Origin of the sequence: Marinobacter sp. MIT932201 (assembly GCF_047123295.1) — a bacterium.
Lineage (GTDB): Bacteria > Pseudomonadota > Gammaproteobacteria > Pseudomonadales > Oleiphilaceae > Marinobacter > Marinobacter salsuginis.
Map to the genome: position 1 here is coordinate 2,661,398 of NZ_CP138917.1, position 20,225 is coordinate 2,681,622.

Consider the following 20,225-nt stretch of genomic DNA (forward strand, 5'->3'; position numbering starts at 1 on the left):
CCTTATGAATGCCAAAGCAGGCTCTCTCCCGCTGCCGGAAATAGATGTAGAAGAGTTCCGGAAAGTCGTTCGCACTCGCCGATCAATCAGGCGTTTCACCGATGAACCGATTCCGGAGAGAGTGCTTGAGGATTGCCTGGAGCTGGCTACCCTGGCGCCCAATTCCAGCAACCTTCAGCCCTGGGAATTTTTCGTGGTTCGTACTCCGGAGCTGAAGGCAAAACTTGCCCACGCCTGCCTTGGCCAGAATGCCGCGAAAACCGCCGCCGCGCTGATCGTGGTGGTGGCCCGACCGGATAGCTGGCGAGCTCATGCACAACAAGCCCTCACAGACTGGCCGGAAGAAACGCTGCCGCTGATCGTTGAAAAGTACTACCGAAAAGTCGCCCCCATCCACTACAACCAGGGCCCCTTCGGAATTCTGGGATTAGCGAAGAAAGCGGCAGGACTTGCCGTGGGAATCACCCGGCCTGTGCCCCGGGGACCCTACTCAAGCTGCGAGATGAAAATCTGGGCCACCAAATCCACCGCCCTGGCGGCCCAGAACCTGATGCTCGCGCTCCGGGCCCATGGCTATGATTCCTGCCCAATGGAGGGTTTCGACGAGCATAGGGTGAAGAAGTTGCTCAACCTCCCCGGGAAGGGCCTGGTGACCATGGTACTGGCGGCCGGCCGGAGGGCGGAGAACGGCGTGTATAACCGCCAATACCGTTTTGATCAGAGCCAACTGGTTCACTACCTGTGACCCAGCAAAGGCACTCGGGCATCACACCTCCGGATTGCCCAGCGCCTCAGCGGCTCCCAGCAGCCCGGTGTACGGCTCGGTGACCACGAAAACCGGCGTAAACTCCAGCAGCGGACGCATTCTTCCCTTATCCTCGAAGCCGTTCCGGAAAGGACTTTCCAGAAAGAAATCGAGGAAACGGGGCAGGATTCCGCCGCAGAGATAAACACCGCCGGTGCTGCCCAGGGTCAGAACCCCGTTACCGGCTACCCGACCGAGGATTTCACAGAAGTGGCGGAGCGTGTGTCGCGCCAGGCTGTCGGAGTTTTCCACCGCAGCCGCGGTGATTTTTTCCGGCGCGTCCAGTGGGGCGGCCACGCCCTGGATCTCGGCATGAGCCTGATACAGATTCAACAGGCCCTGACCACATAGAATACGCTCTACGGACACCCGCCCAAATCGGGCCTTGAGAATCCGCAGCACTGCCATTTCGGTATCGTCGGTGGGGGCGAAATCCACGTGGCCGCCTTCTGTCATCAACGGTACCCAGCCATGCTCAATGGGCACCAGGCCCGAAACACCGAGCCCGGTTCCAGGCCCCATAACCAGTCGGGGGCGACGGCTGTCACCCGGCCCACCGCACACAGGTACAAGGTGTTCGTCCGGAACATGGGGAACGCCGAGCGCCATGGCGGTAAAGTCATTGATCACCTTGAACCTGGACCAGCCGAACTGCGCCCGGACCTCTTCGATATCAAAGCGCCAGTGATTGTTGGTCATGCGAACCTGGGTGCCTCGAACCGGTGAGGCAACGGCCAGACAGGCTCCATCCACCTCTGAAACTCCGACCCGGGCCAAGTAATCCCGCACGGCGTCATCGAGATTGGTGTATTCCCCGCAGGGCAGAATCTCGATAGCCCCGGGCTGCACACTGCCCTTCTCTACCAGTGCGAAACGCGCATTGGTGCCGCCGATGTCACCGACCAGTGAGTAATGTGTTGCTGTCATGCCTCGTGATTCCAGAAAAAGCTGGCCCCTTCCTCGGGATTGCTGGCCGCACGTCGCATCCATCCAAACAACTCCCGACCATAGCCGTGATGATACCCGGTCAGGTCCGCTTTTTCAGAGTCCCGGCCGGCAAACTCCTGCTCATCCACGCGGACGGCAAGAACTCCCTTTTCCGCATCCAGACAAACCTGGTCACCATTTTTTACCTTGGCCAGCGGCCCGCCATCCAGCGCCTCCGGGTAGACATGGATCGCCGCGGGCACCTTGCCGGACGCACCGGACATACGGCCATCCGTCACCAGTCCGACCTTGAATCCTCGATCCTGCAACACGCCCAGGTAAGGGGTAAGCTTGTGCAGTTCTGGCATGCCATTGCTCTTGGGTCCCTGGAACCGCACGATCACAATGCAATCCCGATCCAGGTCGCCGGCCTCGAAAGCTGCCTTTAGTTCGTTCTGGTCGTTGAACACCACGGCCGGCGCTTCAACTATCCGGTGTTCCGGAGCAACGGCAGAAACCTTGATCACGCCCCGGCCCAGATTGCCATCGAGCACCCTCAGCCCACCATCGGGTGCAAACGGCTCCGCAATCGGGCTGAGCACATCCGGCCGAAGGCTTTTTTCCGGCGCCGGCTTCCACACCAGCCTCTCATCCTCCAGCTCCGGCATCTCGGTATAGCGCTCAAGGCCATAGCCCACGACCGTGTTTACGTCATTGTGCAGGTACCCGCCGCTCAGCAGCTCCCGGATCAGGAACGGGGTACCTCCCGCCTCGTGAAACGCATTCACGTCTTCCTGACCATTGGGGTAGATGCGGGTCATGGAGGGGACCACGGAAGAAAGCTCGGCGTAGTCATTCCAGTCGATGATGATACCGGCAGCCCGGGCAATGGCGATCCAGTGAATGGTGTGATTGGTGGAGCCACCGGTAACCAGCAGCGCTACCAGCGCATTGACGATGCTCTTCTCATCCACCATATCGCCAAGACCAAGCTCGCCTCCGTGAGGCTTCGACAATTTGATCACCTGCTCGGTTGCGGCACGGGTGAGCTCTTCGCGCAGCGGGGTATTGGGATTTACAAAAGCCGATCCCGGCAAATGCAGCCCCATGACTTCGACCAACAGCTGGTTGCTGTTGGCGGTGCCATAAAAGGTACAGGTGCCCGGACTGTGATAGGACTTGCTCTCGGCCTCCAGCAATTCATCCTTGCCAACCTTGCCCTCGGCGTAAAGCTGTCGAATCCGCTGCTTTTCCTTGTTCGGCAGACCTGAAGGCATCGGGCCTGCCGGAACCAGAATGGTAGGGAGATAGCCGAAGCTCAGCGAGCCGATCAGCAGGCCCGGAACAATCTTGTCGCAGATGCCCAATAGCATCGTGGCATCAAACATGTTGTGGCTCAGGGCCACGGCCGTACTCATGGCGATGGTGTCCCGGGAAAACAGGCTCAGCTCCATACCCGGCTGGCCCTGGGTTACGCCATCACACATGGCAGGCGTGCCTCCGGCCACCTGGGCCACGGACCCCATCCCCCGGGCCGCCTCCCGAATAACATCGGGGAACTTTTCGTAGGGTTGGTGGGCCGAAAGCATATCGTTATAGGCCGTTACCATGGCCACATTGGCCTTGTTCATGAACTTCAGGGTGTCTTTGTCGCCCTGACTACAGGCCGCAAAACCGTGGGCCAGATTGCCGCAGGACAGAGAACTCCGGTGCGGGGATTGGGCTTTGAGAGCGTTCATGCGGTTCAGGTAATCCTGCCGCGTTGAGCGACTGCGCTCAATAATTCTCTGGGTAACCTTGTCTACGGTCGGGTGCATGGTGGGCTCCATTGCATAAGTTATCAGAGTGGTCGTTTTTAGATGTAATTTTACTTTCTTTTTTTAGCATTACCACCGTTTAATCGTTCATTTATTCTTTTTTTGTTGTTATATTTACTACATTGCTGAGGTTAAACGAACAAAAAACGACCACCCAAGGAGTCAGACGATGACAATCCGTATCGCAATCAACGGTTTTGGCCGCATCGGTCGCAATGTTCTCAGAGCATTGTATGAAAATAACTACCGGAGCCAGCTCCAGGTTGTTGCCATCAACGACCTTGGCGACGCCGAAACCAACGCTCATTTGCTCAAGTATGACAGCGTTCATGGCCGACTTAACGCCGACGTCAGTCACGACGCAGAATCCCTGACCGTTAACGGGGACCGGATTGCCATTACCGCACTTCGCAACCCCGAAGAACTGCCCTGGAAAGACCACCGTGTTGATGTCGTGTTCGAATGTACCGGGCTTTTCACCAAACGCGACAAGGCGGCGGCGCACCTGACGGCCGGCGCCCGCAAGGTTATCATCTCGGCACCCAGCCCTGATGCGGATGCCATGGTGGTATACGGCGTGAACCACGAAACACTGACCGCCGACCACGACATCATCTCCAATGCGTCCTGCACCACAAACTGTCTGGCTCCGGTGGTTGAAGCCCTGCACAAGACCATTGGTATCGAGAGTGGCCTGATGACCACCATCCACTCCTACACTAACGATCAGAAGCTGAGCGACGTCTACCATTCCGACCTCTATCGGGCACGCTCAGCCACCCAGTCAATGATCCCAACCAAGACCGGCGCCGCTGCCGCCATTGGCAAGGTCATTCCGGAGTTGGACGGCAAACTCGATGGCCTGGCCGTTCGCGTTCCCACCATCAATGTGTCACTGGTGGATTTCGGCTTCATTGCCAGCCGGGAGACTACCGCAGAGGAAGTCAACGAAGCGGTTAAAGCGGCCGCCGAGCAGAGCCCGGTTCTTGGCTATAATATCGAGAAGCTGGTCAGCGTGGACTTCAATCACAACGCGCTCTCCAGCATCTTTGACGCCAACCACACCCGCGTTCTGGGCCGTCACGTAAAGGTCATGGCCTGGTACGATAATGAATGGGGGTTCTCGAACCGCATGCTGGATAATGCACTCGCCCTGATCAAGGCCGGCCAGTAAAACTGGCCGGCCCAGCTGATTCCGCTACCCTGTTCGAGACCATTTTTAAGAACCAAAGGACACAAACCATGCTCAGGCGTACCAAGATCGTCGCCACCCTCGGCCCCGCCACTGACTCGCCGGAATCCCTCGCAGCTATAATTGCCGCCGGAGTAGACGTTACCCGACTTAACTTTTCCCACGGCAGCGCTGAGGAGCACATCGGCCGAGCCCGCCGTGTTCGAGAAGCGGCAGCTTCGCAAGGCCGGTTCGTCGCGCTGCTCGCCGATCTGCAGGGCCCCAAGCTTCGCATCGCCCGCTTTGCGGAGAACAAGGTCACCCTTCAGGCCGGCCAGACGTTTATCCTTGACGCTTCCATGGACAAGGAGGCCGGTACCGAGGAAAGAGTCGGGATCGATTACGAGCAACTAATCGAAGATGTGGAACCGGGTGACATCCTGGTTCTCGATGACGGCCGCATAGAGATGGAAGTTCAGTCGGTGAGCGACCATAGCATCACCTCGACGGTTCTGATTGGCGGCCCGCTCTCCAATAACAAGGGCCTGAACAAGCGTGGCGGCGGCTTGTCCGCTGAAGCACTGACGGAAAAGGACAAGCAGGACATCGTCACAGCCGCCAAACTCGGTGCCGATTACGTGGCGGTTTCTTTTGTTCGCACCGCCGAGGATATGCACATCGCCCGGCGGCTGCTGAAGGAAGCCGGCTCTGACGCCGGCCTGGTCGCGAAAATAGAACGGGCCGAACTGGCCGACGATGTGGAGGCTCTGGACGCGGTCATCGAAGCATCCGATGCCGTGATGGTGGCCCGCGGCGATCTGGCCGTGGAAATCGGCGACGCCCAGCTTGTTGGCGTACAGAAGCACATCATCTCCCGCGCCCGGGTTCTTAACCGCGCGGTGATCACGGCCACGCAGATGATGGAGTCGATGATCACCAGCCCGATGCCAACACGAGCCGAAGTCTCAGACGTTGCCAACGCGGTGATGGACTACACCGACGCGGTGATGCTCTCTGCCGAGACCGCGGTGGGTGATTATCCGAAGGAAGCCGTGGAAGCCATGGTGCGCATCTGCCTGGGTGCCGAGAAGCATCCATCGATGCATCAGTCAAAGCACCGGATTCACGAGAGCATGGAGGAAGTTGATGAAGCTATCGCTCTTTCCGCCATGTACGCAGCGAACCACCTCGAAGGCGTCTCAGCAATCATCTGTATGACCGAAACCGGCGCCACGCCAAGGTTGATGTCTCGCATCAAATCGAGCCTGCCGATCTTTGCGTTTTCGCGCCACCACTCCACGCAGCATCGGGTCGTTTTGTTCCGGGGCGTTCAGACGGTGCCTTTCGATTCTGCCAAGATCCCGAACGAGCGGACGAATGCGTTGGCGGTGTCGGAGCTGGTGAACCGGGGGGCAGTCAAGGATGGTGATCTGGTGGTGATTACCAAGGGTGATTATGTGAATGCCCAGGGTGGTACAAATACCATGAAGATTGTTCGGGTTGGTTCGGATATTCGCTGATTCTTTTTTTCTCCCAAGCCCTCTGTCGCTTGGCGCTTGACCTTGTAGCCTGAGAGTCTGTGCCGGCGGCAGTGGGGCTCCCCTTTCCAAAAAACGCTACGAGCACATCCATGTGCGCTTGGCTGTGGCCATCCTTGGCCACAGACATTTTTGGAAAGGGGAACCCCACTCCCTCGATCGGGCTATAGCAAATATCTCGGCAAGAAAGCTTTTCGAATGCGTGGAATGTAGGTCGGATTAGCCGTAGGCGTAATCCGACGGACCTCTCTTGAGTTTCCGAGTCTAAAGATTGATTGTAGGATTACGCCTTTGACTAATCCGACCTACCAAACTATGAAATCACGGTGACTAATGGCGTTATCGGAAAGTTCGAAAAGCGCTTTGGGGCAGGGCTTCCGGGAATGTCGCTGGCCAAGGATGGCCAGCGCCAAGCGCACATGGATGTGCTCGTAGCGTTTCCCGGAAGCCCTGCCCCAAAGTGCGCCCACTCCAAAACTTCCAGTCTGGGAAACCAAGTCGGAAATTAGAGATCAGCAAGACTCCCACGCGCAATCTCGGTAATCTTTGCCCAGTCCTTGGCCGCCACCACATCCGCAGGGGTCAACCAGGTGCCGCCAACGGCCTGGACATTACCGAGGGCGAGGTAGTCGGCTGCGGTGTTCCGGCGGATGCCGCCGGTGGGGCAGAAAGTGACATCCGGGAAGGGGCCATTGAAGGCTTTGAGGGCCGGGATGCCGCCGGCGACTTCAGCAGGGAAAAATTTGAATTCGCGATAGCCGAGGTTATAGCCGACCATCATTTCCGAGATGGTAGCGATGCCGGGCAACAGCGGCGCTTCCGAGGTTACGCCGAATTCCAGGATGGCTTCGGTTACGCCCGGGGTGATGACGAACTGGGCGCCAGCGGCCTCTACCTGGCGGTATTGGGCAATGCTGGTGACGGTGCCCGCGCCCACCAAGGCATCCGGGATCGCCTTGCGGACTTCCTCGATGGCTTTGAGGCCGTGTTCGGTGCGCAGGGTGATTTCCAGAACGTTGATGCCGCCATCAACCAGTGCCTGACAAAGCGGCACGGCGTCTTCGAGCTCTTGGATAGCGATAACTGGCACCAGGGGTGAGGATTGCAGTACTGCCCTGACGCGCTCGCGATGGTAGTCGGAAAGTTGATTCATGGTTTTCTCCATAACAAAGGTCGGGCGTTTCAGGGGCTCCAGAACAGCTGGAGGCCAGGCCTGAGGAAAGCTCTGATGGGCATTTCGAGAACCTTATCCGGTTCTGACAGGGCTCGCTCCAGTGTCTGCAGCTTGTCCTCGCCCTTCAGATGCAGTGCCGTGAAACGGGCATCTCTCAGGGGCGGCCAGGTCAGGGTGATGCGCTTTTTGGGTTGCGACGCGGGCGTCGCAGCGGCAACGATGTCCTGACACTCAGGATCCATGGCGCCCTTCAGCTCCGGTGCATCCGGGAACAGCGACGCCGTGTGGCCGTCGTTGCCCATGCCGAGAATCAGCACGTCGATGGGCAGGGCCAGATCCGCCAGCTCGGCCTTCGCTCGCCCCAGGCCTTCGGCAGGTGTCGCACCGGGCTGTTTGAGCGACAGGAATCGGGCCGACGCCGCCTGGTTCTGCAGCAGATTCTCCCGAACAAGACGGGTGTTGCTGGCGTCATCGCTTTCGTCCACCCAACGCTCATCCGCCAGCAGGACGTCTACCCTGCCCCATTCCAGATTCTTGTTGGAAAGCGCCTTGAAAAATGGCAGCGGCGTGGAGCCGCCGGATACCACCAGGCTCGCCCTGGGCGCTTCTCTCAGGCAGGCAGCCAGAAACTCTCCAACCGCATCCGCAAGATTCAGGGCCACAGCCTCAGGCGTTTCACCTGAACAGTCGCGAACACCCTGGGGCAAGCGCAGATCAGACATCTTCATACCAGCTCCTCCCATCCCGGGTGATCATGGCGATGGAGGCAACCGGCCCCCAGGTTCCAGCGGCATAACGCTTGGGCGGTTCGCCGCTGTCTTTCCAGTTCTGGATCACCTGGTCTACCCAGCGCCAGGCGAACTCCACCTCGTCACGGCGGACAAAGAGGTACTGGTTGCCTTTCATCACCTCCCACAGCAGACGCTCGTAGGCGTCCGGAATACGGTCGGTGGCAAAGGTCTCCGAGAATGTCAGCTCCAGCGGGCCCTGGCGCAGGCGCATGCCTTTGTCCAGACCCTGGTCTTTGGTGAGGATCTTCAGAGCCATACCCTCATCGGGCTGCAGTCGGATGATCAGCTTGTTGTTGGCCAGGTGTTTCTGGTCGGGATCAAAGATGTAGTGCGGGGCCGGTTTGAAGTGGATGATTATCTGAGACAGCTTCTCCGGCAGGCGCTTGCCCGTGCGAATGTAAAAAGGCACGCCGGACCAGCGCCAGTTATCGATTTCAGCTTTCAGGGCCACAAAGGTTTCAGTAGCACTGCCCTTGTTCGCACCTTCCTCCTCCAGATAGCCGGGCACCGGTTTGCCGTTGCTGGTGCCGGCGGTGTATTGCCCGCGGACAACATAACTGTCCATCATGTCAGGCGTTATCTGCTTCAACGCCTTGAGAACTTTTACCTTCTCATCGCGAATGCTGTCGGCGGACAGGTCGGAAGGCGGGTCCATGGCAATCAGGCACAGCAGCTGCAACAGATGGTTCTGGATCATGTCGCGAATCTGGCCAGCCTTGTCAAAATAACCCCACCGGCCCTCAATGCCCACACTCTCAGCGACGGTGATTTCTACGTGGGATATGTGGTTCTGGTCCCACTGGGAGGCAAACAGGTTATTGGCAAACCGCAGGGCGATCAGGTTCTGGACCGTTTCCTTACCCAGGTAATGATCGATCCGGAACAGCTGGTTCTCGTTGTAGACCTCTCCCAGCTCATCGTTGATCACCTTCGAAGAATCCAGGTCGTGGCCTATCGGCTTTTCTACCACCACCCGCGTCTTCTCGGTACAGCAACTGGCAGCGCGCAAATTTCGGGCGATGACACCATACATGGACGGCGGGGTGGCCATGTATACGATGAGCTCGTTGTTGGCGTCATCCCGCCAATCGTTGAGCACACCAAAGGCCTCCGGTTCGTTAAAATCCAGAATCTGGTAATCAACCCGTTTCAGAAAAGACTTGGCCAGTTCACCGTCGAACTCGTCCGGTTTTACATGCTGCTTCAGCTTGTCGAACAACTGCTGGCGCACGGTCTCGGTATCCGCCTCTGTGCGGGCAATGGCCAGCACCCGGCTACCGTCGGCCAGGAGGTTAGCGCGCTCCAGCTGGTACAGCGCCGGAAACAGTTTTCGCTGGGCAAGGTCCCCCAACGCTCCGAATAGCATCAGGTCACAACGGGTATTGATCTTGTTGACCATTGGTTCCTTCTCTCTGGTGGGCAGTCCGTCGCAAAAACTCGACGACCGGACTCAATGTAGTAATTTTAAACAAATAATGACATCCAAAAATCAATAATCCAAGAAAAAACTGCATTTTGTGATACTTTTACTACCCCAAAACCTGTAAAAAAGCGGTATAATCACCGCGTTTTCAAGACACCGACCGCCCATGATTCAGGGAGTACCATTGATGGCCGCGAACCAGGCGCACCGTGACGACAATCTGCTTGAGGACATCCAGTCCAGGCTGGACAGCCTTAACAAATCCGAGCGCAAAGTGGCCGAGGCCATTCTCCGCGACCCCAGCGCGGCCACCCGTTACAGCATAGCTGCACTGGCCAGAGCCGCCGATGTAAGCGAGCCAACGGTCAACCGCTTCTGCCGGGGTTTCTCTGCCACGGGCTTCCCGGATTTCAAAATCCGCCTCGCCCAGAGCATTGCCACCGGCACCCCTTACATCGGCCAGAATGTGGAGCCGGATGACACCGTTGCCGAATTCGCCGACAAGATCATGCTCAGTACCATTGCCAGCCTGGACAAAGCCCGGCAGGCGCTCGACCCGAAAGCCCTGGCCACCGCAATCGACTATCTGATCCAGGCCAAGCAGATCAATTTCTTTGGCATGGGCGGATCTGCGGCTGTGGCCATGGACGCCCAGCACAAGTTTTTCCGCTTCAATATCCCGGTCATGTCTTACGACGACGCCTTGATGCAACGTATGGTTGCGGCCGGCGCCAACGTCGGTGACGTGATCGTTCTTATTTCCTACACGGGCCGCACCCGGGAAACTGTCGATATCGCGCAACTGGCGCGGGCCAACGGCGCCACTGTGATTGGCATCACCAACCCCGACTCACCCCTGGCGGAAAGCTGCACGGTGGTACTGGGTGTGACCGCTCCGGAGGACACCGAGGTCTACATGCCAATGTCTTCACGCATTATTCACCTGAGCGTTATCGACATCCTGGCAACCGGCGTAACCCTCAAACGCGGCGCGGACTTTCTCGGGCACCTCAAGAAGATCAAGGAAAGCCTCAAGGCAACCCGATTCCCGCAGAATTAAGGCTTACCGCAACCATATAGGGGAATACGGACACAAAAAAGCCCGGGCTTCGCACCGGGCTTTTCATGATAGCAGGGGCGCCATATAGCGCCCTTTCTCAACTTGGGTTTATCAAGGCCTCTCGACCTCTGCCCGATTCCTCAGGAACTGCTGGTAGGCTGCGTATTCACGCTGGCCTTCAAGCGACGCAAGGAACTCACGGAGCTGGTTCAGCTCGGTGCTTTCTTCGGCCACCTGACCGTCGGTAACCTCGTCCAAAGCGATCACTGCGGCTGAATTCGGCGTCACAGCCTTGCCGTAACGGGCATCGTCGGCAGGACGGGGCAGAGAGAAAACCTGTTGCATGATGGCAGGCCCAACATCCGAGGCGTTCCTGGCAAGACCCTCATAGCTCGCCCACTCTCCAATACCCTCGGGGGTATCGCCAGCTTCAAGCTCAGCGATAATAGAATCGGCCCTTTCAGAGAGCGCTTCACGGGTCTTGCGTTGCTCAAGCGTGGCGCGGATCTGATCACGAACCTCGTCCAGCGGCAACTGCTCGGCCTCGTGGTACTCACGAACCCGCGCGACAACGGAGACGTTGTCACCCACATCAATCAGCTCGGTATTGTAGCCGGCCTCCAGGACATCCTCGGAGAACAGCTGTCTAACCAGGCCGGCATGATCAAATGGAGCCTGGCCACCGTCACGGGTAATGCCCGTGGCCTCTCGCACTTCCAGACCCAGTTCCTCCGCAGGGCCGGCCAGGTCATCGGCTGCATAGGCAGAGTCGGCAAGTTCGGCACGGACTTCCGCAAAACGCTCCCTGGCCTGTTCGCGAGCCAGTTCACGACGGAGTTGCTCTTCCATTTCAGCCAGAGACGGCACCTCGGACTCCCTCACATCTTCCAGACGGATCAGATGAACGCCGAAAGACGTACGAACCGGCTCCGAAATCTCCCCTTCCTCAAGAGCAAACAACGCCTCCTCAAAGGCCTCGGCGTAAATACCGCGGCCAGCGTAACCCAGATCGCCGCCATCCTCCGCAGAGACGGTGTCAATCGAATACTCCCGGGCCAGATCGGCAAAGGATTCACCGGCCGCCAGGCGCTCCTGGATCGTCGCCATGGTTTCGTCTGCTTCACTGCCGTCTTCGATCAGGATGTGCGACGCACGACGCTCCTCGCTCGCCAGATCAGCCGACCGCCGCTCGTAATAGGCCTGAAGCTCCGCATCGTCAATTTCGATGCTCTCGGCGAGGGCACCCTGGGACAAAGTAATATAGGCGGCATCAACCCGCTCCGGCTTTTGGAACGCCCCTGAATTCTCTTCATAGAAGGTTTCGATGTCGGCGTCTGTAACCGAGATGCTATCCGCCACGGAACTGGCGGGAACATCCAGTACCCGGAAGCTCCGGGTCTGATTCTGGATCTGGAGCAGTTGCTCGGCGTTTTCATCGGCAACCAGACCACTCTGGACGATGCCGGCACGGATCTGGTTAACCACGTACTGCTTGCGCATGGCTTCCCGGAACTCACCGACACCCATGCCCATGTTGCGCACCGTGGAAACGAAACGGTCACGGTTGAACTGTCCATCCACCTGGAACTGCGGCATCTGGGTGATCAAGGCATCGATATCCGCATCATTGAGTTCCAGACCCTGTGCGTTGGCGTCCTGGATCAGGACCTGCTCCTGGATCAGGGAATCCAGTACATCCGTGCGGATCTGGTCTTCGTTGAGCATGGAAGGATCGGGGGTTTCCATTCTGGATAGCCGGCGCTGACTCTCCATCTGCACCACGCGGAGAAACTCCCGCTCGGTAATATCCTCGCCGTTGACCGTTGCCACCTCTGGTTCGCCAGAGAAGCCGCCAACAATGGCGTCCATTCCCCAGATGGATAGCGACACAATCAGAAGGCCAATGATGATCTTGGCAATCGTGCCCTGGGCATTTTCCCGAATATCTTGAAGCATGTTTCTCCCGGATCCCTGTTCAAGGTCGTGCAGTGTTATTCGTTTCAGCGCGCTGTTACGGGCGGACCTAACGTAAAAAGGCGCACCCTGAGTGGAATGCGCCTTGAATTCTTCTTGGGTGGCCCCCTGTGACAGGAGCCACCGGAGAAAGAACCGTTACTTAACGGCGTCTTTCAGGGCCTTGCCTGCTTTGAACCCAGGCACTTTGGAGGCCGGAATCTTGATCTCGGCACCAGTCTGCGGGTTACGACCGGTACGAGCAGCACGCTCTTTAACGGAGAAGGTACCAAAACCGATCAGAGTTACCTGATCGCCTTTTTTCAGGGCACCGGTGATGGAGTTGGTCATTGCATCCAGAGCACGGCCAGCGGCGGCTTTGGAGATATCTGCGGACTCTGCAATTGCATCGATAAGTTCGGACTTGTTCACACTAAACCCCTTCGATTTCAGGTTGAAGATGTTATAGGTTGGTTTGTTTTTTCTCGGACGTTCTCGACTATCGCATAAGCGGTCAGAGAATTCCATTCTTCAGTTTTCTTATTCCTTTCGGCTTTATACCGGCATTCGGAATAGGCACTAACTGCGCGGGAGCCCTTGGTATTGGCTGCTTCACGGCGAAACAGTTATACCAATGGGCTCTCTGGCATGTCAACAACTCATCAAGGCTTTAATGTGTATTTATGCGTTCTGACGCGTCGCCTTCATCATCACGCGGCTTGCCGGACCCGGTTTCCGGGGAGGAATCCTCAACCCTTGGCTCGGGCGGATACGCCAGCGCAATGTCGAGCACTTCGTCTATCCACTTCACCGGCCGTATCTCCAGTGACTCCTTGATGTTCTCCGGTATCTCTTTGAGATCCCGAACATTTTCATCAGGGATAATCACCGTCTTGATGCCACCCCGGTGTGCTGCAAGAAGCTTTTCCTTCAAGCCGCCGATGGCCAATACACGCCCTCGCAGGGTAATCTCACCGGTCATTGCCACGTCAGCGCGAACCGGAATCTTGGTCAATGAAGAAACCAGGGCTGTGCACATGCCGATACCCGCACTCGGGCCGTCTTTCGGCGTGGCACCTTCCGGCACATGGACGTGCAGATCGTGTTTCTCGTGAAAATCATCGGCAATTCCGAGACCGGGTGCGCGGCTGCGAACCACAGTCAAGGCCGTCTGGATGGACTCCTGCATCACATCGCCCAAAGAACCGGTCTTGACCACCCGGCCCTTGCCCGGTGTGAGCGCACATTCAATGTGCAGCAGTTCGCCGCCCACCTGGGTCCAGGCCAACCCTGTCACCTGACCAATTTCATTCTTTTCTTCGGCCAGGCCGTACTTGAATTTCTTGACCCCGGAGTAGTCTTCAAGCATGTCCTTCGTGAGAGTCACAGACGCCTTATCGCCACTCTCCACGTGGTCACGCACCACCTTGCGGCAGATTTTCGCGATCTCGCGCTCCAGGCCACGCACACCGGCCTCACGGGTGTAGTAGCGGATCAGGTCGCGCAGGGTATCCTCAGGCAGCTTCAACTCGTCCTTGCGCAGCCCGTTTGCCTTGATCTGCTTGGGCAACAGATACCGCAGCGCAATGTTGACCTTCTCGTCCTCGGTGTATCCGGGGATACGGATGATTTCCATCCGGTCCAGCAGCGCCGGCGGAATGTCCATGGAGTTGGAGGTGCACACGAACATCACATCGGAGAGGTCGTAATCAACTTCCAGATAGTGATCGTTGAACGTGTGATTCTGCTCCGGATCCAGAACCTCAAGCAGCGCTGATGCCGGGTCACCACGGTGATCCATGCCCATCTTGTCGATTTCATCGAACAGAAACAGCGGGTTTTTCACCCCCACCTTGGACAACTTCTGCAGAAGCTTGCCCGGCAGCGCACCGATGTAGGTTTTCCGGTGACCACGGATTTCAGCTTCATCCCGAACGCCGCCCAGGGCCATGCGGGTGTATTTCCGATTGGTAGCGCGGGCGATGGACTGCCCGAGTGAGGTCTTACCGACACCAGGAGGTCCCACCAGGCAAAGCACCGGGCCTTTGACCTTCTTCACACGACTCTGAACCGCCAGGTATTCCAGAATACGCTTCTTGACCTCATCCAGGCCGTAGTGATCTTTATCGAGGATCTCCCGGGCTTTTTCGATGTCGTGACGGACACGGCTTCGCTTCTTCCAAGGAATGGCCAGCATCCAGTCGATGTAACCCCGAACGACGGTCGCCTCCGCAGACATCGGCGACATCATCTTGAGCTTGTTCAGTTCGGTTTCGGTTTTCTTGCGGGCTTCTTCCGGAAGGCCGGCTTCCTCGAGCTTCTGTTCCAGCTCTTCGAAGTCGTTATTGCCTTCGCCCAGGTTACCCATTTCCTTCTGGATAGCCTTCATTTGCTCGTTCAGATAGTACTCGCGCTGGCTGCGCTCCATCTGCTTCTTGACGCGGCCACGGATGCGTTTCTCGACCTCGATCAGATCGATTTCGCCGTCGAGCTTGCCCAGCAGAAGGTCCACACGCTTGCGGATATCCAGCGCTTCCAGGAGCTCCTGTTTTTCAGGAATACGCATTTCCAGATGCGCGGCCATGGTGTCGGCCAGTCGCTCCAACTCTTCAATACCGGTAAGCGCATTGGAGACTTCAGAGGGTACCTTCTTGGAGAGTTTTACGTACTTTTCAAACTCATCCATCAAAGTCTTTACCAGAACCTCCTGCTCGCGCTCGGGCAAGCCTTCTTCATCCATAAGGACTGCGCCACCGGACAGGAATTCGCCCTCGGTGATGTCGCTGATGGTGGCTCGGGCGTTGCCCTCTACAAGCACTTTGACTGTGCCATCGGGCAGACGGAGCATTTGCAGGACCGTGGCCAGGGTGCCCATCTCGAACACATCCTTGGGACCGGGTTCATCGGTGGAAGCGTCTTTCTGGGCAACCAGGAGGATTTCCTTGCTTCCTTCCATTGCGGCTTCCAGAGCCTGAATGGATTTTTCTCGGCCCACGAACAGCGGGACCACCATGTGCGGAAACACCACTACGTCACGCAGCGGAAGCAGCGGGTACTCTTGCACAGCATTTTCGGGTATACGGGTCATTGGGAATCCTCTGACGGTATTTCTTTCAGCATATCACCCTTCATTGGGGCGCCCGCAAAAATTGCAATCTTTTTACCAAACGAAACAGGGCAGGAAACTCGGGATACAAAACGCGAAAAGGGGCGTCACCGCCCCTTTTCATTTGAACCACTGAACAACGCTCAGTCTTCAGGCACAGCCTTGGCGTGATCACTGCTCGCGTAGATCTTGAAGGGCTCGGAATCCCCGCTGATTACGCTCTCGTCGATCACCACCTTGGTGACGTCATGCTCCGAGGGAATCTGGTACATGGTATCCAGCAGCGTCGCTTCCATAATGGACCGCAGACCACGGGCACCCGTCTTGCGCTCCATGGCCTTACGGGCAACGGCCCGCAACGCGTCTTCGCGGAAATCGAGCTCGACCCCTTCCATATCAAACAGCTTCTGGTACTGCTTGGTCAGGGAGTTCTTGGGCTCGGTCAGAATCTGCACCAGCGCCTCCTCATCCAGTTCGTTGAGGGTTGCCACCACAGGCAAACGACCCACGAACTCTGGAATCAGGCCATATTTCACCAGATCCTCAGTCTCCACGTCCTTGATGACGTCGCCCGTGTTCTTGGCATCATCCTGACTGGCGACAGATGCAGAGAAACCAATACTGTTCTTTTCAGTACGCTCGCGAATCACCTTGTCGAGGCCCGCGAAAGCGCCACCGCAGATAAACAGCATGTTGCCGGTATCAACCTGCAGGAATTCCTGCTGCGGATGTTTACGACCACCCTGTGGCGGAACCGACGCAACGGTGCCTTCGATCAGCTTCAGAAGTGCCTGCTGAACACCCTCACCGGAAACATCCCGGGTAATAGACGGGTTGTCTGACTTGCGGGAAATCTTGTCAATCTCATCGATGTAGACGATACCCCGCTGGGCCTTGTCGACATCGTAATCGCACTTCTGCAGCAGCTTCTGGATGATGTTCTCGACATCCTCACCCACGTAACCGGCTTCCGTCAGCGTGGTGGCGTCGGCAATGGTAAAGGGAACATTCAGCATCCGAGCCAGGGTCTCTGCAAGCAGAGTCTTACCACTGCCGGTCGGGCCGATCAGCAGGATGTTGCTCTTGCCGAGCTCGACATCACCCTTGCCCTCGCCGTAACGAAGACGTTTGTAGTGGTTATAGACCGCAACAGACAACACCACCTTGGCCCGGTCCTGACCGATGACGTACTCATCAAGGGTATTGCGGATCTCGGCCGGTGTAGGAAGGCGATCGCTCGGCTCTTCCTGCGCGTTCTCCTGGATCTCTTCCCGGATAATGTCGTTGCACAGGTCGACGCACTCGTCGCAGATGAACACCGAGGGCCCTGCAATGAGCTTTCGGACTTCATGCTGGCTCTTTCCACAAAACGAGCAGTAAAGCAACTTGCCGTTATCGTCGCCCCTGCCGTTTCTTTCATCTGCCATTGAAATACCTCTGATCTCGTTTTGCCGGCGTCACTGCCTGATACGCCGGCCAAGTATGATGCGATTAGTTCCAGTATTATTTATTCGGTACGCGCTTATCAAGTATTGAATCAATCAGCCCATACTCTTTTGCCTGGCCCGGATCCATGAAGTTGTCACGGTCGGTATCCTTGGCGATCGTCTCCAGATCCTGCCCGGTATGATGGGCCAGGATGGAGTTCAGGGTATGCCGGATCTTCAGGATTTCCCGGGTGTGAATCTCAATGTCCGTTGCCTGCCCCTGGTAACCACCCAGCGGCTGATGAATCATCACGCGGGAGTTGGGCAAACAGGCCCGCTTTCCGGCCGCACCGCCGGCGAGCAGGAATGCACCCATGCTCGCAGCCTGACCTACACACAGGGTCGCGACGTCCGGCTTGATGAACTGCATGGTGTCGTAGATGGACATACCCGCAGTGACCGAACCGCCCGGGCTGTTGATATAAAGATGAATGTCCTTGTCCGGGTTCTCAGACTCGAGGAACAGGAGCTGGGCCACGATCAGGTTCGCCATGTGGTCCTCTACCGGGCCCACCATGAAGATTACCCGCTCCTTGAGCAAGCGGGAATAAATGTCGAACGACCGCTCGCCGCGAGCTGTCTGCTCGATAACAATCGGCACCAGTCCTGAATTGGTAACCATTGCGGGACCATCGATTGGTTTCTGCGTCATGATGCGCCTGAACTCCTTATGGACAATGGGTCGTGGACTCGCTCCACGGCAGTTTCAAAAGTATTGCACCCTATACTTTGCCAGCAGCGGCCCCAGATGAAAACAGCCGGACATGCCGGCTGTTCTCTGGGTCGGCCATCGGGACCGGCTTTTGATCCGATCCCGGGCAAAATCAGCGCTGCGGCTGACCGGCCTGAACGGCCTCTTCGTACTTGACCTTCTTCTCTTTGACCTTCGCCTGCTCCAGCACATGGTCAACAACCGCATCCTCCAGAACGGAAGACTCGATCTGGCTCTTCTGCTCCGGGTTGCTGTTGAAGTGAGCAACAACCTCTTCAGGCTGTTCATACGTAGACGCGATTTCCTGGATCTTTTCGTCTACTTTTGCCGGATCGGCTTTCAGGTCGTTCTTCTTGACCACTTCCTGGAACAGCAGGCCGGTCTTCACGCGACGCTCCGCCTGCTCCTGGAAAATTTCCTTCGGCAGCTGCTGGAAATCAACCTGGCCGCCAAAGCGCTGAACGGCATCTTGACGCAGGCGATCGATTTCCTGATCAACCAGAGCAGCCGGGATATCCAGCTCAGTGGTTTCCAGCAGTCCGTCAACCACGTCGTTCTTGACCTTGTTGGAAACCGCCTGCTTCAGCTCGCGCTCCATGTTCTTTTTGACTTCTTCGCGGAACGCGGCTTCGTCTTCGGCATCAATACCGAACTTCTTGAAGAACTCGGTGTCGAGTTCCGGCAACTGCGGCTCTTCGACCTTGTGAATCTTGATCTCGAACTTGGCTGGCTTACCTGCCAGCTCTTCGTTGTGGTAATCCTCCGGGAAGGTCACCTCGATTTCCATGTCTTCGCCGGCCTTTCCACCAACGATGGCTTTCTCAAAGCCCGGAATCATCTGGCCAGAGCCCAGAGTCAGGCGATGGCCTTCAGCGGCGCCGCCTTCAAACTCTTCACCATCGATGAAACCTTTGAAGTCAATGGTCAGCACGTCCTTGTTCTTGGACTTGCGCTTGACTTCTTTCATGGTGGCCTGCTGACGACGCAGGTTGTCGATCATGTTGTCGACGTCTTTGTCAGTAATCTCGGAGGTCAGCTTTTCAACGGAGATCTTGCTCAGATCGCCCAGTTCGATTTCGGGCAGCACTTCGAAAGTGGCCACGAACTCCAGATCCTTGCCCTCTTCCATCGTCTTGGGCTCGAACTTTGGCCAGCCCGCCGGGTTGATATCCTGCTCCTGCAGTGCCTTGATGTAGTTGTCGCGCATAACCTCGCCAACGATTTCCTGGCGGACGCTGTCACCGAAACGACGCTTGACGACGCTCATGGGCACCTTGCCCGGGCGGAAACCGTTCAGGCGCACGGTACGCGCGGTTTCCTGCAGGCGTTTCTGGACCGCCTGGTCGATTTCCTGGGCGGGCACACCAATCGTCATGCGACGCTCGATGTTGGAGGTCGTTTCAACAGACACTTGCATGGAAGATCCTCAAATTACAGGTTCGGTATGTGAATGAAATTAAACCCAAAAGTCCGATTTCGGGGCAATGCCCGAGAAAGGACTGAAAATTAAAAGCCGCTAGTTTATCATGCTTTGCACCGCCGAGAGAATCACCCCGCAGCGCAGTTTGGTATCCCGTGCACACACGGCCTACGAATCCAATGGGAAGAGGTATGGGGACGAAAAGGCAAAAAGAAAGGGGTGGTGCGCGAGGAGAGACTCGAACTCTCACGGGTTGCCCCACTGGAACCTAAATCCAGCGCGTCTACCAGTTCCGCCACTCGCGCACAACAGAATGAAGAATGCCCGATGGCCAGACTGCCATCAACCTATTCAACAAACGCGGAATCAACTCTGAAAGAAAAGTGGGGTGGACGAAGGGGTTCGAACCCTCGACCGCAGGAGTCACAATCCTGAGCTCTACCAACTGAGCTACGTCCACCACATCGGGACATGCCTTTTACTTTTCAACTTTGCTGGTTACGGTCGCTCCGGCGCGGACCAAGCCGACGACTTGATGGCGCGCCCGGCAGGACTCGAACCTGCGACCATCCGCTTAGAAGGCGGATGCTCTATCCAGCTGAGCTACGGGCGCTTGACCGTTCGCCCACCTGAACATTCAGAAAATGGTCGGGGTAGAGAGATTCGAACTCCCGACATCCTGCTCCCAAAGCAGGCGCGCTACCAGACTGCGCTATACCCCGTTTGAACTGAACAACAAGTGCCTCAGCAAAGTTGGCGCGCATATTACCGGCGCCGGAGGGTCCCGTCAACACGGATTTCCAAATTCCCTGAAACAACAGCCTCTTCAGTGACAAAGTGC

15 protein-coding genes and 4 tRNA genes are annotated in these 20,225 nt (G+C 57.1%); 4 read left to right on the forward strand and 15 right to left on the reverse strand.

All coding sequences use genetic code 11. From position 1 onward, the window contains the following. Positions 1-4: 4 nt before the first annotated feature. Entirely contained in the window at positions 5-745 is a 741-nt protein-coding gene (locus SIC15_RS12150; RefSeq protein ID WP_412536019.1) for a nitroreductase family protein, read from the forward strand. Between the two features lie 21 nt (positions 746-766). Here SIC15_RS12150 and glk read toward each other — a convergent pair whose 3' ends face one another. Both glk and edd read right to left on the reverse strand, forming a co-directional pair. Then, positions 767-1,732: a glucokinase gene (glk, locus tag SIC15_RS12155; RefSeq protein WP_412536020.1), complete on the reverse strand. Its 966-nt coding sequence runs from the start codon at positions 1,730-1,732 to the stop codon at positions 767-769. After that, on the reverse strand, positions 1,729-3,549 hold the full coding sequence (gene edd, locus SIC15_RS12160) for a phosphogluconate dehydratase (RefSeq protein ID WP_412536021.1): 1,821 nt from the start codon (positions 3,547-3,549) through the stop codon (positions 1,729-1,731). Before edd ends, glk begins: the two co-directional genes overlap by 4 nt. 169 nt (positions 3,550-3,718) lie before the next feature. On the opposite strand from edd, the gene gap reads away from it, so the two are divergent. Both gap and pyk read left to right on the forward strand, forming a co-directional pair. Beyond that, positions 3,719-4,723 (forward strand): type I glyceraldehyde-3-phosphate dehydrogenase, encoded by a 1,005-nt coding sequence (gene gap / locus SIC15_RS12165; protein WP_412536022.1) that lies wholly within the window; start codon positions 3,719-3,721, stop codon positions 4,721-4,723. A gap of 68 nt (positions 4,724-4,791) precedes the next feature. Next, on the forward strand, positions 4,792-6,240 hold the full coding sequence (pyk, locus tag SIC15_RS12170; protein WP_412536023.1) for a pyruvate kinase: 1,449 nt from the start codon (positions 4,792-4,794) through the stop codon (positions 6,238-6,240). 523 nt (positions 6,241-6,763) lie between these two features. Here pyk and SIC15_RS12175 read toward each other — a convergent pair. Genes SIC15_RS12175 through zwf form a run of 3 tightly spaced genes read right to left on the reverse strand, consistent with a single transcriptional unit; the run spans position 6,764 to position 9,622 of the window. Next, on the reverse strand, positions 6,764-7,411 hold the full coding sequence (locus tag SIC15_RS12175) for a bifunctional 4-hydroxy-2-oxoglutarate aldolase/2-dehydro-3-deoxy-phosphogluconate aldolase (RefSeq protein WP_412536024.1): 648 nt from the start codon (positions 7,409-7,411) through the stop codon (positions 6,764-6,766). A gap of 29 nt (positions 7,412-7,440) precedes the next feature. Then, a complete protein-coding gene (pgl, locus tag SIC15_RS12180) occupies positions 7,441-8,154 on the reverse strand; it encodes a 6-phosphogluconolactonase (RefSeq protein ID WP_412537616.1) in 714 nt (237 codons plus the stop codon). Then, the gene (gene zwf, locus SIC15_RS12185; RefSeq protein ID WP_412536025.1) at positions 8,147-9,622 is read right to left on the reverse strand and encodes a glucose-6-phosphate dehydrogenase; all 1,476 of its coding nucleotides are present in this window, start codon (positions 9,620-9,622) and stop codon (positions 8,147-8,149) included. The genes pgl and zwf overlap by 8 nt, the downstream gene beginning before the upstream one ends. 211 nt (positions 9,623-9,833) lie before the next feature. Here zwf and SIC15_RS12190 point away from each other — a divergent pair, with 211 nt between their 5' ends. Beyond that, complete coding sequence (locus tag SIC15_RS12190) at positions 9,834-10,706, forward strand: MurR/RpiR family transcriptional regulator (RefSeq protein ID WP_412536026.1); 873 nt, start codon at positions 9,834-9,836, stop codon at positions 10,704-10,706. 111 nt (positions 10,707-10,817) lie between these two features. Here SIC15_RS12190 and SIC15_RS12195 read toward each other — a convergent pair whose 3' ends face one another. From SIC15_RS12195 to SIC15_RS12240, 10 genes are all read right to left on the reverse strand, one after another. Beyond that, a complete protein-coding gene (locus tag SIC15_RS12195) occupies positions 10,818-12,662 on the reverse strand; it encodes a SurA N-terminal domain-containing protein (RefSeq protein ID WP_412536027.1) in 1,845 nt (614 codons plus the stop codon). A gap of 156 nt (positions 12,663-12,818) precedes the next feature. Next, entirely contained in the window at positions 12,819-13,091 is a 273-nt protein-coding gene (locus SIC15_RS12200) for an HU family DNA-binding protein (RefSeq protein ID WP_008174603.1), read from the reverse strand. Positions 13,092-13,329: 238 nt separating this feature from the next. Next, on the reverse strand, positions 13,330-15,747 hold the full coding sequence (lon, locus tag SIC15_RS12205) for an endopeptidase La (RefSeq protein ID WP_273083529.1): 2,418 nt from the start codon (positions 15,745-15,747) through the stop codon (positions 13,330-13,332). Positions 15,748-15,908: 161 nt separating this feature from the next. Next, positions 15,909-17,192, reverse strand: a complete 1,284-nt coding sequence (clpX, locus tag SIC15_RS12210; protein WP_008174598.1) for an ATP-dependent Clp protease ATP-binding subunit ClpX — start codon at positions 17,190-17,192, stop codon at positions 15,909-15,911. A gap of 76 nt (positions 17,193-17,268) precedes the next feature. Beyond that, positions 17,269-17,904 (reverse strand): ATP-dependent Clp endopeptidase proteolytic subunit ClpP, encoded by a 636-nt coding sequence (gene clpP / locus SIC15_RS12215; RefSeq protein ID WP_069183301.1) that lies wholly within the window; start codon positions 17,902-17,904, stop codon positions 17,269-17,271. Between the two features lie 172 nt (positions 17,905-18,076). Continuing rightward, positions 18,077-19,381, reverse strand: a complete 1,305-nt coding sequence (gene tig, locus SIC15_RS12220; RefSeq protein WP_412536028.1) for a trigger factor — start codon at positions 19,379-19,381, stop codon at positions 18,077-18,079. 223 nt (positions 19,382-19,604) lie between these two features. After that, positions 19,605-19,689, reverse strand: a tRNA-Leu gene (locus SIC15_RS12225). Positions 19,690-19,768: 79 nt separating this feature from the next. Next, positions 19,769-19,844 (reverse strand) — tRNA-His (locus SIC15_RS12230). 76 nt (positions 19,845-19,920) lie between these two features. Continuing rightward, positions 19,921-19,997: transfer RNA gene (locus SIC15_RS12235), tRNA-Arg, on the reverse strand. Between the two features lie 32 nt (positions 19,998-20,029). Next, positions 20,030-20,106, reverse strand: a tRNA-Pro gene (locus tag SIC15_RS12240). Positions 20,107-20,225: the final 119 nt, after the last annotated feature.